Origin of the sequence: Streptomyces sp. NPDC015220 (assembly GCF_043079345.1) — a bacterium.
In the GTDB taxonomy this organism is placed as follows: domain Bacteria; phylum Actinomycetota; class Actinomycetes; order Streptomycetales; family Streptomycetaceae; genus Streptomyces.
Map to the genome: position 1 here is coordinate 90475 of NZ_JBIBUK010000025.1, position 11925 is coordinate 102399.

The window sequence follows — 11925 nt, forward strand, 5'->3', positions numbered from 1 at the left end:
ATGGCATGACTATACGTATCGCTGCACGTTTATGCAATCTATGCGGTGTCCACCTTCGGCAGCATGATCATGCGGGAGACGACGAAGGTCACCGGGATCGCCGCCGCGGAGGCCAGCAGCGGGGCGAAGCGGCTGCCGGCGTGCAGCACGTCGACGATCACGTAGACGCCCGCCGTGGTGATCACGAAATTGGTGGCGTTCGTCAGCGGGAAGAGCAGGAATTTCCGCCAGGTCGGCCGGATCCGGTAGGTGAACCGGGCATTGAGGAAGAAGGAGCCGACCATGCTGATCAGGAATGCGAGGACGTGCGCGGCCAGATAAGGCAAACGAACGAGGAACAACAGGTAAAGCAAGTAGTACGTCAAGGTGTTCACGACGCCGACCACGGCGAAGGTCAGAATCTGTTTCACCATCGGGCGGGCGGGGGCCGTGGGCATCAGGGAATGAGGTCCTTCTCGGTGTCGTCCGGCGTGCGGTCGTCCGATCGTTCCACGTTGGTCGCCTTCACCAGGAAGTGCGGGCGCCCCTTGACCTCGTAGTAGATGCGGCCGGTGTACTCGCCGATCACGCCGAGCATCACCATCTGCACGCCGGCCAGAGCGGTGACGGCGGTGATGATGGTGACGTAGCCGGGGGTCTGCACACCGTTGACGAGCGCCGCGCCCACGATCCACGCGGTGTAGAGCCCGGCGCACAGCAGCAGGCCCATGCCGAGGTGGAGGGCGGCCCGCAGCGGCCGGTTGTTGAACGACAGCAGCCCGTCGAGCCCGTAGTTGAGCAGGGACTTCAGGGTCCACGAGCTGCGGCCGTGCTCCCGGACCGCGTTCTCGTACTCGAAGGTGGTGCTGGGGAAGCCCACCCAGGCGAACAGGCCCTTGGAGAAGCGGTTGTACTCGGTGAGCGCCAGCACAGCGTCCACCACCCGACGCGACAGGAGGCGGAAGTCGCCGACGCCGTCCACGAGCTCGACGTCGACGAGCCGGTTGACCAGCCGGTAGTACAGGCGGGCGGTGAGGGTGCGGGTGAACCGGTCGCCGCTGCGGCTGCGCCGGGCCAGGACCTGGTCGTAGCCCTGTCCGCGCAGCTCGACCATGCGGCGGATCAGCTCCGGCGGATGCTGGAGGTCGGCGTCCATGACGACCACGGAGTCGCCCGAGGCGTGCCGCAGACCGGCGAGCAGGGCCGCCTCCTTGCCGAAGTTGCGGCTGAAGGAGACGTAACGCACCCGCTGGTCGCGGCCGGCCAGCTCCTGGAGCAGGGTGAGGGTCCGGTCGCGGCTGCCGTCGTCGACGTACACGAACTCCATGTCGTGGCCGAGCGGCAGCAGGTCGTCGGCGACCTTCTGGACCGCCTCGTGGAAGCGTTCTATGACGTCTTCCTCGTTGTAGCAGGGTGCGACGATCGAGATGAGCATGGTTCTCCCAGGGCGCGGTCAGAGCGCGGCAGTGGTGCGCCGGCGCGGCGGTGTGGTCGTTTCGGGTGCGGGACGGCCCGCGGCACGCCGTCGGCGGACGGCGGTGACGGCGCCGAGCACGGCCAGGGCCAGCAGCGAGGCGCCGCCGACGGCCCCGCCCAGGCGCAGACCGGGCGGGTGGAAGGTGCAGGTGAGACTGGCGGCGGAGCCGTCGAGGGGGACGGCGATCAGGCCGTAGTACTGCTCGGCGGGCGCGGCCGGGGCGTCGCCGGCGGCGCACCGCCAGCCGGCGATCCGGGGGGCCGCGAGGACGGCGGTGCCGGTGCTGCCGGCCGGGAGCTGGGCCCGGACGGTGCCGTCGGAGACGGTCACCCGGGTCGCCCCGGTCGTCCTCAGCCGCTGGACGGCGGTGCCCAGCCGGGCGGTGTCCAGGCAGCCGACCGCCCCGTCCGGGACGGTGCCGGCCCGGCTCGGGGACAGCTCGATCCGCAGCCGTCCGGAGGCCGGGACCGTGCCGAGCCGCTGCATGGCCGCGATCTTGGCGGCGTCCGCGGTGAACCGTCCGGTGGGGCCGTACGGGCGGCCGCCGCCGGATTTGCCGGCCGGCTCGGCGGTGAGCCGTGCGGTGCCCGAGTAGTGCGGCGCCCACAGGTACACCTCGCTGCCGGCCGGGCACCGCGCCGTGATCGCCGGCCCGGACGCGGTGGAGCCGCGGCGCGGCGCCTCGACCGGCCGCCCGGCGCGGCCGACCGGGCCGTCGTCCGGCCGCTGCCCGTCGCCGGTGCGCACGGTGAGGCCGGGCACGGTGTAGACGCGGGCGCCGAGCAGCAGTTCCTGGTTGCGGTACGGCGACGGGCCGAAGGCCGAGACCCCCCGGCCCGCCCGGGCCGAGCCGTCGGAGGGCCGCACGGTGACCAGTTGCGGCACGTCCTGCCTGGACACCGTCACGGGGGTGTGGTCCCGCGGGTTCCACCGCTGGTGCGGGTCCGGCGGCGAGTGCACGCGCGCGCCCACGGAGAAGATCGCGTCGGTGACGGCGTTGTCCAGGCTCTGCAGGTTGCGGCCCCGCGACGTCCAGCCGTCGCCGAGGGCGGTGAGCATGCGGCTGAGCACGTCGGCGGTGAGGCTGCTGTAGTACTGGGCGCCCTGGCCGCCGACCACCATCGGGTCGTTGCCCACGGTCTGTTCCCGGCCCGGGTCGGTGCGGTAGCGGGGCCAGCCGCCGGCCTCGGCGACGGCGTCCGCCTGCCGCTGCTGGCGCGTTCCCCAGGGCGCGTAGTCGTCCAGGTGCCCGAGCCGCAGCCGGGTGGCCACCGCGGAGGTGGCGGTGGCCTCGCCCAGCTGCGCGCCGATCAGCAGCACCACGGCGAGTCCGGCGAGCGCCGGCCGGCGCCGGACGGCGCCCGCGCCGCGCCCCGCGGCGCCGTTCGCCGTGCCGGCGGCTTGCGCCGTGCCGGCGCCGCCGCCTTCCGTACGGCCCAGCAGGAGCAGCCCGCCCAGGGCCCCCGCCGCACCCGCCAGCAGCACGGGCCAGGCGAAGGAGCGCACCAGGGAACTGCCGCTCGCCACCGCGGCGATCAGGGCGAGAGCCACGCTCGCGGCGCCCAGCGCGCGCCGGTCGGGCACGCCGTAGGAGAGGGCGTGCCAGGCGGTGATCACCAGCAGCGCGCACAGCACGAAGGTCTGGCGGTACGGACTGCCGTTCGGGGTGGCGAAGGCGTGCCAGGCCAGGTGGGTGGGCGTCCACTGCATGGACAGCGCGACCGCGGCCACCAGCAGCGGCCAGCCGGCCCGCACCCGCCGGGGCGCGGCCCGGTGGAAGGGCAGGGCGAGGGCGAGCAGCAGCGCCGTGGTGCCGACGAACAGGGCCGGTGAACCGAAGCCGTAGGTGGTCGGCAGCAGGCGGGCCAGCAGGTCCTGGGTGGGCACCGGCGTGAAGTGCGTGACCCGGCCCGGGTAGGCGTGCTTGGTGCCCAGGTAGATCACGGCGACCAGCGGGGCGGACAGCCCCACGCCGAGCACGACGGTGACCGCGGCCCGGCCCGCCGCCGCGAGCGCCCGCCGCCGCGCGAGGCCCAGGAGCCACAGCCGCAGCAGCAGCACCAGGCCGGCGCCGATCGTGGCCATGTACGCGGTGTAGAAGTTGGCGATCCAGGCGAGCGCCACCACCGCCACGCCCAGGAGCCGGCGGCGTCCGGCCAGCGCCCACTCGCCGACCAGGCAGAGCAGCGGCAGGGCGACGAGACCGTCGAGCCACATCGGGTTGTAGGAGGCGTCCGCCACGGACCAGCCGCACAGGGCGTACGCCGCCCCGAGCAGTCCCGCCGCCCACCAGCGGCCGGGGCGCAGCCGCGGCAGCAGCCAAGCCATGGCGGCGCCCGCGCACGCCGTCTTGAGCACGGTGACCGCGTAGACGGCGAGATCGATCTCGTCGCGCGGGAAGAGGGCCACGAGCAGGGCGAACGGGCTGCTGAGGTAGGTCCCGAGATCGGGCAGGAAGCTGGATCCGAACCCGGACTGCCAGTTGATCAGCAGTCCGCCGTCGGCACGGCCGTGCAGCAGGTCCCACAGGTGGGCGTGGAACGGCACGTACTGGTTGCCCAGGTCGTTGACGCTGCGGGTGCGCGGGCCGAAGGGGAAGCTCCCGGCGACGGCGTCGGCCGCCCAGAACGCGGTGACGGTGATCACCGCGGCGAGCAGGGCGGCCTGCCACGGTTTTCCCCGCAGGGTCGGGCGATGCATTTTCGGCGGGCTCCCAGCCAATTCGGGACGTAAGGTGTCTCGCCCCGGGGAAGGCGCTCCCCCGGGCGCTGTCCATTCGTCGGCTCAGACGGGCGTTCCGTGCGGACGGTTCTGCCGCCGCCCGTGAATAACGCCGCGAATACGGAATGCGTAGAGTGGAATTTCGATGAATTCCATGACGCCCAGGGAAACGGGCTTCGTCAGGTGAATGATCCCGGGGTTAATGATTTCCACCGGCCGCTCGGAGGGTGTCCGGCGGGGGACGTGGGGCGTGGGGGGCGCCCTGGGCGCCCGGCCGCGGACGGCGCTCCACCCGGGGTGCGGCTCCAGGCTCTACGGTTCGTCCGTGACCGGCGGACGGCCCCTCCCGCGGGGCCGGGAAGCCACGTCGGCCATCGCCCGGGTCGTCGGGCGCACCGGTCTCACATCAGTCCCGAGCTGGGCCACCGGATCGTCGCCCGGGCCTTCGGCGACGTCCACGACCGGCCCGGGCGGGCCCCGCGCGACCGCCGGCCGGCCACCCTGGGTATGCTCACCGCGCTCGGCGGCTGCGAGCCCGGCTGGACGTGCGCGTCACCGCGGCCCTGAGCGGGGGCCGCACGCCGGAGCGGATCACGGAGACGCCGCCGCACTCGGCGGTCTGCCGCGGGATGCCGAAAGGCGCTGGACGCGACCTTCGCCGCGGAGGAGGTGTTCGCCGGACGCGGACTGCCGCCGCCGGGAGAACGGCCCGCGCCGGACACCGCGGCCGCCGCTTCCGCCTGAGCGCGGGAAGGCGGCCGGGTCGCCGGGAAGGCGTGCGTGGGGCCGACGGGAGGCGGGAGCGGAGCGCGATGGGTGAGTTCTGGCCGGTGGCGGACGTGCGGGCGTATCTCGCCGGGCGGTGGCGGGTCGAGCGGTCGGTGCGGGACCTGGCGGGCGGCTACGAGGGCGAGTTCACCGGCTCGACGGTCTTCGGCCCGCTGCCGGGCGGCGGGCTGCTGCACGAGGAGTCCGGCACGTTCGTCTGGCAGGGCGTGGGCCGCCCGGCCGAGCGGACCCTGCGGTTCCTTCCGGGGAGCGTGCCGGGCACCGCCGACGTGCGGTTCGCGGACGGGCGGCCCTTCCACGACCTCGACCTGCGCTCCGGGCGCCACGTGACCGACCACCCGTGCGCGGCAGACCTCTACCGCGGTGAGTTCACCGTCCGGGACGCGGACCACTGGTGGACGGAGTGGCGGGTGGGCGGTCCGGCCAAGGACCTGCTGATCGTCACCGACTACGCCCGCGAGGGCTGAGCCCGCACCCCCGGCCGCGGGCTCCGGCGACCCGCCCGCCCGGCGGCGGTCGTGGCCCGCACGGACGCGCGGGGTGCGGGGCGCCGCGGCGGGCGGCCCGCGAGGGGTCACTCGAGGACGAGGGCCATCCACTGTCCGGGCCGCTCCAGGGGCCGGAAGCCGAGCTTCTCGTAGACGCCGTGCGCGTCGTGGGTGGCGAGCAGGATCCGGCGCAGCCCGTGCGGCCGCAGCCGGTCGCGGACGGCGGCGACGAGCGCGGTGCCGATGCCCTTGCCGCGCACGTCCGGCTGGACATACACGTCGCACAGCCAGGCGAAGGTGGCGCCGTCGGTGACGACCCGGGCGTACGCCACCTGCGTGCCGGAGGCGGTCTCGAAGACACCGAAGTTCAGCGACCCGCCGATGGCCCGGTCCTGCTTCTCGCGGGTCCGGCCGAGCGCCCAGTAGGCGTCCGTGGAGAGCCAGTGGTGGACGCGTTCGGCGTCGATGCGGTCGGGATCCGTGGAGACCTCGTAGCCGTCGGCCAGCCGTGGGGTGTCGCTCATGGCCGGATCCTGGCAGCCCCCGGCCGGCGGTGTCGAACCGTTTTCACGCCCCGGCCGGGAGCACCTCGTCGCAGGCCGCCCGCAGCCGGCGCACGCCCTCCGCGATCTCTCCCGTCCCACCGACCGCGGCGAAGCTCAGCCGCACGTGGGCGGCCGGGGGTTCGGCGCTGAAGTAGGGGCGGCCCGGGGTGATCGCGACGCCCGCGCGCAGGGCCGCGGTGGTCAGGGCGGACTCGTGAGCGCCGTCGGGCAGGCGTGCCCACAGGTGGTAGCCGCCGGACGGGACGTGCGGGAGGGCGAGTTCTGGTAGGCGCCGCAGCAGCGCGCTCGTCATGGCGTCCCGCCGGTGCCTCAACTCGGCCGCCAGCGTGCGCAGGTGGCGCGGCCAGGCGGCCGAGCCGACCAGTTCGAGGGCCGCTTCCTGAAGCGGCCTGGGCACGAAGAAGGTGTCGACCACCTGGATGGCGCGCAGCCGTTCCAGCACCGGTCCGCGGGCGGCCAGCGCGCTCACCCGGAAGCTGGGCGAGGTGGCCTTGGTCAGCGAGCCGACGTGCACCACGACCCCGTCGGTGTCGTCGGCGGCCAGCGGGGGCGGCAGCGGCCCGGCGTCCTCGTGCGCGAGGCGGCGCACGAAGTCGTCCTCCACGACGAACGCTCCGGCCTCGCGGGCGATCCGCAGCACCTCGGCGCGCCGGTCCGGGGCGAGGACCGCGCCGGTCGGGTTCTGGAACAGGGGCTGGCAGACGAACACCCGGGCGCCGCTGGCCCGGAAGGCGTCGGCCAGCAGTCCGGGCCGCACCCCGTCGGCGTCGACCGGCACCGGCACCGGACGCAGCCCGGAGGCCCGCGCGATGGCCAGCATGCCCGGGTAGGTCGGCGACTCCACCAGCACCGGGGCGCCGGGCGGGGCCAGCGCGCGCAGCGCCGTGGTCAGCGCGGACTGGCCGCCGGCCGCGATCAGCACCTCGGCGGCGGTGACCGTGCCGCCGGGCCCGCCGATGCCGCGCGCGAACCACTCGCGCAGTTCCGGCAGTCCGTCCAGCGGCGGCCGGCCCCAGGCCCCGGGGCGGCGGCCGGCCCGGGAGAGCGCGGCGGACATCGCCCGCTCGGGCTGGAGCGAGGGATGCGGATAGCCGCCGCTGAACTCGATCACTCCCGGCGGCGGCACGGCGAGCGAGACCGTGACGCCGGAGGCGTCGACCGTGCGCGGCACCAGGTCGGCGGCGCCGTCCGCGCTGAGCGCCACCGCCTGCCAGGAGGTGTCGCCCGCGGGGGCGGCCGTCGTGTGCGGCGCGGCGCGGAAGGCGCCGGCCCCCGGCCGGGTGACCACCAGGCCCTCGGCCGCCAACTGCGCCAGGGCGCGGGAGACGGTCACGGGACTGACCCGGTATCGCTCGACGAGGACCCGACTGGAGGGGAGCTTTCCACCGGGAGAGTAGCGGTTCAGCTCCTGTCGCAGCCGATGGGCGAGATCACCGACACTGCTACGCTCTTGCATGAGAGCAAAGGGTAGCGCTACCGCCGTGACCGCGATAGCGGTCGACGTCCCGCCGTCCGGCGTCCCGGCTTCGGCCGAGGGTGCACCGGACACCGCGCGCCGTGCCCGGTCCGGCCTCCTCCAGGCCGCCCTGGGTGTCGTCGCCTTCTCCCTCACCTTCCCGGCCACCGCCTGGGGGCTGGAGGGTTTCGGAGCCTGGTCGCTGGTCCCCGTGCGCAGCATGCTCGGCGCCCTCATCGCGGGCGGCTGCCTGCTGGCGCTGCGCGTCCCGCCGCCCGCCCGCCGCCACTGGCCCGGGCTGGCGGTGGTGGGCGGCGGCGTGGTCGTCGGCTTCCCCCTGCTCACCACGCTCGCCCTCCGTACGTCGACCACCGCGCACGCGGCGGTCGTCGTCGGCCTGCTCCCGCTCACCACGGCGCTGCTCTCCGCGCTGCGCGTCGGCGCCCGCCCCTCGCGGACGTTCTGGGCGGCGGCACTGGCCGGGGCGGCGGCCGTGGTCGGTTTCACGGTGCAGCAGAGCGGCGGCGCGCTGAGCACCGCGGACACGTACCTCTTCGGCGCGCTGCTGGTGTGCGCGGCCGGATACACCGAGGGCGGCCGGCTGGCCCGGGAGATCCCCGGCTGGCAGGTGATCGGCTGGGCGCTGGTGCTGTGCCTGCCGCTCAGCGTGCCCGCCACCGCGCTGGCGCTGTCGTACGAGCCCGTCCGGCTGACCGTGCACAGCGTGGCCGGGCTGCTGTGGGTCGCGGCGGGCTCGCAGTTCCTCGGGATGGTCGTCTGGTACCGGGGGATGGCGGCCGTGGGCATCCCCAAGGCCAGCCAGTTGCAGCTGGCGCAGCCGCTGCTCACACTGGTGTGGTCGGTGCTGCTGCTCGGCGAGCGTCTGACGCCGGCCGCCCCGGTGACGGCCGCCGCCGTGCTCGTCTGCATCGCCGTCACCCAGCGGACGCGCGGCTGACCGGCACGATCCGGTGCCGACCGCACGACCCGGTTCCGGCCGCACACCGGCTCCGGCCGCGCTCCGCGCCGTAGACTCGAAAGCCGAGGACCGCTGCTCCCGCACCTGGTGAGGAGGCCCCGCAGATGCGCGCAACCGTGGGCGACAAGCTCGTCCAGCACGGCAGGGTGGTCGGCCAGCACGACCAGATCACCGAAGTCGTCGAGGTCATGGGTGCGGAGGGCAATCCGCCCTACCGCGTCCGCTTCCCGGACGGGCACGAGGCCGTGATGTCACCCGGCCCCGACTGCCAGGTCCGTCATCACAAGGAACAACAGCAACAGCACTGAGAATTCTCGCGAACGACAGGCTCCAGGTCAGCGCGGGGGTCTCGCCGACTGCCGGTAGTGGTCGGCGACCACCCGCGCCATGGCGCCGGACGGATCCGCGGCGACGTCCCTGGCCGCGAAGAAGACGTGCCCGCGCACCTCCGGGTACTTCTTCGCCAGGGTGAGGTGCCGGGACAGCTCGTCGGCGTCCCGCCAGGCGGCGCCCTGTGCGGCGTCGCCCGCCTTGTACAGCGCCTCTCCCACGTACAGCCGCGTACGGCTGCCCCGCGCCACCCCGGCCCACCAGGGCACCAGCTCGGCGTAGTCGGCGGCGGCGAGGCCGATGTTCCAGTACAGCTGCGGGACGATGTAGTCGATCCAGCCCTCCCGCACCCACTTGCGGGTGTCGGCGTACAGATCGTCGTACGTCTGCGCGCCCGCCTTCGTGTTCGAGCCGCGCGGGTCGGTGGCGGCGTTGCGCCACACACCGAACGGGCTGATCCCGAACTCGGTGCCGGGCCGGATCCGTTCGATGCCGGCGGCCGTCTCACGGACGAGCTTGTCGATGTTGTCCCGCCGCCAGGCGGCCCGGCTCGGGAAGCCGCCGCCGTACCGGTCGTAGGCGGCGTCGTCGTCGAAGGAGTGCCCGGCCACCGGGTACGGATAGAAGTAGTCGTCGAAGTGCACTGCGTCCACGGGGTACTCGCGGACCGCGTCGAGCATCGCCCGCAGCACGAAGGCCCGCACCTCGGGCAGGCCCGGGTTGTAGTAGAGCCGGCCGCCGTAGGGCACCACCCAGTCGGGGTGCTGCCGGGCCGGGTGCGAGGCGACGAGCCGGGCCGGGTCGGTGCTCAGGGCGACGCGGTAGGGGTTGAACCAGGCGTGCAGTCTCAGACCGCGGGCGTGCGCCTCCGCCACGGCGGTGCCGAGCGGGTCCCAGCCGGGGTCCTTGCCCTGGGTGCCGGTGAGGTAGCGGGACCACGGCTCGTACGGCGAGGGCCACAGCGCGTCGGCGGTGGGACGGACCTGGAGGATCACCGTGTTGAGCCGGCGGCGCACCGCCGCGTCGAGGAGCGCGGTCAGCTCGCCGCGCTGGCGGGCCACGCTCAGTCCGGCCCGAGAGGGCCAGTCGCGATTGGCGACGGTCGCCAGCCACATGCCGCGCATCTCGGTCGTCGTGCGCCCCCGCGACCGGCCCCCGGCCCCGCCCGGCGGCTGGGGCGCGGCCGGCGCCGCGGCCGCCCCGTGCGCCGCCGACAGCGTCGACAGGGCGGCCACGGTGAACGCCCGTCGTGTCACTCGGCCCATCCGGCCACTCCCCGTACGGCGTGGATCCGCTCCGTCACGGATCGTGTACCGCGTCAGGATGCACGACCCGGGCGGTCGATCACCGTTACGACAGGGGTAACGTGCACGATCGGAGCAGGCACCGGCACCCCTCGGCCGCCTGCCACACGCCGAAGATCAGCGAAAGGGACGATGTGACCGACATCGAACGCGTCGGAGTGGTGGGCTGCGGCCAGATGGGCGCGGGCATCGCCGAGGTGTGCGCCCGGGCCGGCCTGGACGTGAGGGTCGCCGAGACCACCGGCGAGGCTCTGGAGATCGGCCGCACCCGGCTGTTCAACTCCCTGGCCAAGGCGGCCGAGCGCGGCAAGATCACCGCGGAGGAGCGGGACGCGACGCAGGCGCGCCTGAGCTTCACCACCGACCTCGGCGAGTTCGCCGACCGCGATCTGGTGATCGAGGCCGTGGTGGAGAACGAGCAGGTCAAGACCGAGATCTTCCAGGTCCTCGACCAGGTGGTGACCCGGCCTGACGCGATCCTGGCCTCCAACACCTCCTCGATCCCGCTGGTCAAGCTGGCGGTCGCCACCGCGCGCCCCGACCACGTCATCGGCGTCCACTTCTTCAACCCGGCCCCGGTGCAGAAGCTGGTGGAGCTGATCCCCGCGCTCACCACCTCCGAGGGCACGCTGAGCCGGGCGCAGCTGTTCACCGAGAAGGTGCTGGGCAAGCACGCGATCCGCGCCCAGGACCGCTCGGGCTTCGTCGTGAACGCGCTGCTGATCCCCTACCTGCTCTCCGCGATCCGGATGTTCGAGTCGGGCATCGCCAGCCGTGAGGACATCGACAACGGCATGGAGCTGGGCTGCGCCCACCCGATGGGCCCGCTCAAGCTGTCAGACCTGATCGGCCTGGACACGGTCGCCTCGGTCGCCCATTCGATGTACGAGGAGTACAAGGAGCCGTTGTACGCGGCCCCGCCGCTGCTGCAGCGGATGGTGGACGCCGGGCGGCTGGGGCGGAAGTCGGGTTCGGGCTTCTACACGTACGGCTGACCCCGCCGGCGGCGCGGTCGCTCCCGTCGGCGCCGCCCCTGCGGCCCGCCGCCGGGCGGCCTTCCGCGCCGTCGCCCGGGCACGCCGGGAAGTCACGGCCGCGCGCGATGGCCCGTGCCTCCTCGGGGCACGGGCCGCGGCTACGCGCCCGGGCCGAGCCTGAGGTGGTGCAGGAGCAGTAACGCGGCGGCCATGCCGGCCGCCGGGACCTCGCCGCGGGCGACCAGGTCGGGCACGGCCTTGAGCGGGACCCACTCCCTGCGCTCCGACTCGAAGTCGTCCACGGGGTGTCCGACGTACTCGGCCTCGTCGGACCAGTAGACGTGGTGCCGGGCGTCGGAGAGGCCGTTGGACGGCTCGACGCTCATCAGGTGGTGCAGCGGGCCGGGCCGCCAGCCGGTCTCCTCCTGGAGTTCCCGGGCGGCGGCGCGGGCGACGTCCTCGCCGTCCTCGACGACGCCCGCCGCGAGTTCCCAGCCCCAGCTGTCGGTGATGAAGCGGTGCCGCCACAGCAGCAGCACCTCGTCTGCCTCGTTCACCACCGTGGCCGCGGCGACCGGCCGCAGCCGGATCAGGAAGTGGTCGAGGCGCCGGCCGTCCGGCAGCTCGACATCCGCCAGGTTGACGGTGAACCAGCGGTTTGCGTACACAGTCTGTTCGCTCTGTTTCGTCCACTGCACGGTTCTGCCACCTTCCGTGGGGTCAGTGGCAATATCGCAGTCGTGGCACCCCGGCAGCAGGCGCACGGCGAGCCGCTCCCGGGGCAACCGCGGGCGCAGTGGGGGCGCTGAAGTGCTCCGAGTGCCGCGGGAGCTCCGAGCCGTCCGGACGGGCCGGAGCC

At 74.0% G+C, this 11925-nt stretch carries 11 protein-coding genes; 4 read left to right on the top strand and 7 right to left on the bottom strand.

What is annotated here, in order from left to right:
• Nucleotides 1-38 precede the first annotated feature (38 nt).
• The 3 genes from ACF061_RS33160 to ACF061_RS33170 are packed head-to-tail and all read right to left on the bottom strand — an operon-like array spanning nt 39 to nt 4156.
• Nucleotides 39-437 (bottom strand): GtrA family protein, encoded by a 399-nt coding sequence (locus tag ACF061_RS33160; protein WP_392270707.1) that lies wholly within the window; start codon nt 435-437, stop codon nt 39-41.
• Nucleotides 437-1414 (bottom strand): glycosyltransferase family 2 protein, encoded by a 978-nt coding sequence (locus ACF061_RS33165; RefSeq protein ID WP_392270708.1) that lies wholly within the window; start codon nt 1412-1414, stop codon nt 437-439. The genes ACF061_RS33160 and ACF061_RS33165 overlap by 1 nt, the downstream gene beginning before the upstream one ends.
• A gap of 18 nt (nt 1415-1432) precedes the next feature.
• Nucleotides 1433-4156 (bottom strand): YfhO family protein, encoded by a 2724-nt coding sequence (locus ACF061_RS33170; protein WP_392270709.1) that lies wholly within the window; start codon nt 4154-4156, stop codon nt 1433-1435.
• 833 nt (nt 4157-4989) lie between these two features.
• Here ACF061_RS33170 and ACF061_RS33175 point away from each other — a divergent pair.
• Nucleotides 4990-5433 (top strand): DUF6314 family protein, encoded by a 444-nt coding sequence (locus tag ACF061_RS33175; protein WP_392270710.1) that lies wholly within the window; start codon nt 4990-4992, stop codon nt 5431-5433.
• 107 nt (nt 5434-5540) lie between these two features.
• On the opposite strand, the gene ACF061_RS33180 is transcribed toward ACF061_RS33175, so the two are convergent.
• Both ACF061_RS33180 and ACF061_RS33185 read right to left on the bottom strand, forming a co-directional pair.
• Complete coding sequence (locus tag ACF061_RS33180; protein WP_392270711.1) at nt 5541-5978, bottom strand: GNAT family N-acetyltransferase; 438 nt, start codon at nt 5976-5978, stop codon at nt 5541-5543.
• Between the two features lie 43 nt (nt 5979-6021).
• Nucleotides 6022-7476 (bottom strand): PLP-dependent aminotransferase family protein, encoded by a 1455-nt coding sequence (locus ACF061_RS33185; RefSeq protein WP_392270712.1) that lies wholly within the window; start codon nt 7474-7476, stop codon nt 6022-6024.
• Between ACF061_RS33185 and ACF061_RS33190 the strand changes: the two genes are divergently transcribed.
• Both ACF061_RS33190 and ACF061_RS33195 read left to right on the top strand, forming a co-directional pair.
• Nucleotides 7475-8434 (top strand): DMT family transporter, encoded by a 960-nt coding sequence (locus tag ACF061_RS33190; protein WP_392270713.1) that lies wholly within the window; start codon nt 7475-7477, stop codon nt 8432-8434. The two genes, ACF061_RS33185 and ACF061_RS33190, sit on opposite strands and share 2 nt — an antisense overlap.
• Nucleotides 8435-8559: 125 nt before the next feature.
• Complete coding sequence (locus ACF061_RS33195) at nt 8560-8763, top strand: DUF1918 domain-containing protein (protein ID WP_392270714.1); 204 nt, start codon at nt 8560-8562, stop codon at nt 8761-8763.
• A gap of 27 nt (nt 8764-8790) precedes the next feature.
• Here the strand turns inward: ACF061_RS33195 and ACF061_RS33200 are convergent, their stop codons facing one another.
• Entirely contained in the window at nt 8791-10050 is a 1260-nt protein-coding gene (locus tag ACF061_RS33200) for a glycoside hydrolase family 10 protein (RefSeq protein ID WP_392270715.1), read from the bottom strand.
• Between the two features lie 173 nt (nt 10051-10223).
• Between ACF061_RS33200 and ACF061_RS33205 the strand changes: the two genes are divergently transcribed.
• Nucleotides 10224-11084, top strand: a complete 861-nt coding sequence (locus ACF061_RS33205; protein ID WP_392270716.1) for a 3-hydroxybutyryl-CoA dehydrogenase — start codon at nt 10224-10226, stop codon at nt 11082-11084.
• Between the two features lie 140 nt (nt 11085-11224).
• On the opposite strand, the gene ACF061_RS33210 is transcribed toward ACF061_RS33205, so the two are convergent.
• Nucleotides 11225-11764, bottom strand: a complete 540-nt coding sequence (locus ACF061_RS33210; protein WP_392270717.1) for an NUDIX hydrolase — start codon at nt 11762-11764, stop codon at nt 11225-11227.
• Between the last annotated feature and the right edge of the window lie 161 nt (nt 11765-11925).

Excerpts from the sequence above, each read along its gene's own strand:
- ACF061_RS33160 (WP_392270707.1), bottom strand. The coding sequence starts at position 437 with ATGCCCACGGCCCCCGCCCGCCCGATGGTGAAACAGATTCTGACCTTC.
- ACF061_RS33170 (WP_392270709.1), bottom strand. The coding sequence starts at position 4,156 with ATGCATCGCCCGACCCTGCGGGGAAAACCGTGGCAGGCCGCCCTGCTC.
- ACF061_RS33175 (WP_392270710.1), top strand. The coding sequence starts at position 4,990 with ATGGGTGAGTTCTGGCCGGTGGCGGACGTGCGGGCGTATCTCGCCGGG.
- ACF061_RS33185 (WP_392270712.1), bottom strand. The coding sequence starts at position 7,476 with ATGCAAGAGCGTAGCAGTGTCGGTGATCTCGCCCATCGGCTGCGACAG.
- ACF061_RS33200 (WP_392270715.1), bottom strand. The coding sequence starts at position 10,050 with ATGGGCCGAGTGACACGACGGGCGTTCACCGTGGCCGCCCTGTCGACG.
- ACF061_RS33165 (WP_392270708.1), bottom strand. The coding sequence starts at position 1,414 with ATGCTCATCTCGATCGTCGCACCCTGCTACAACGAGGAAGACGTCATA.
- ACF061_RS33190 (WP_392270713.1), top strand. The coding sequence starts at position 7,475 with ATGAGAGCAAAGGGTAGCGCTACCGCCGTGACCGCGATAGCGGTCGAC.
- ACF061_RS33180 (WP_392270711.1), bottom strand. The coding sequence starts at position 5,978 with ATGAGCGACACCCCACGGCTGGCCGACGGCTACGAGGTCTCCACGGAT.
- ACF061_RS33195 (WP_392270714.1), top strand. The coding sequence starts at position 8,560 with ATGCGCGCAACCGTGGGCGACAAGCTCGTCCAGCACGGCAGGGTGGTC.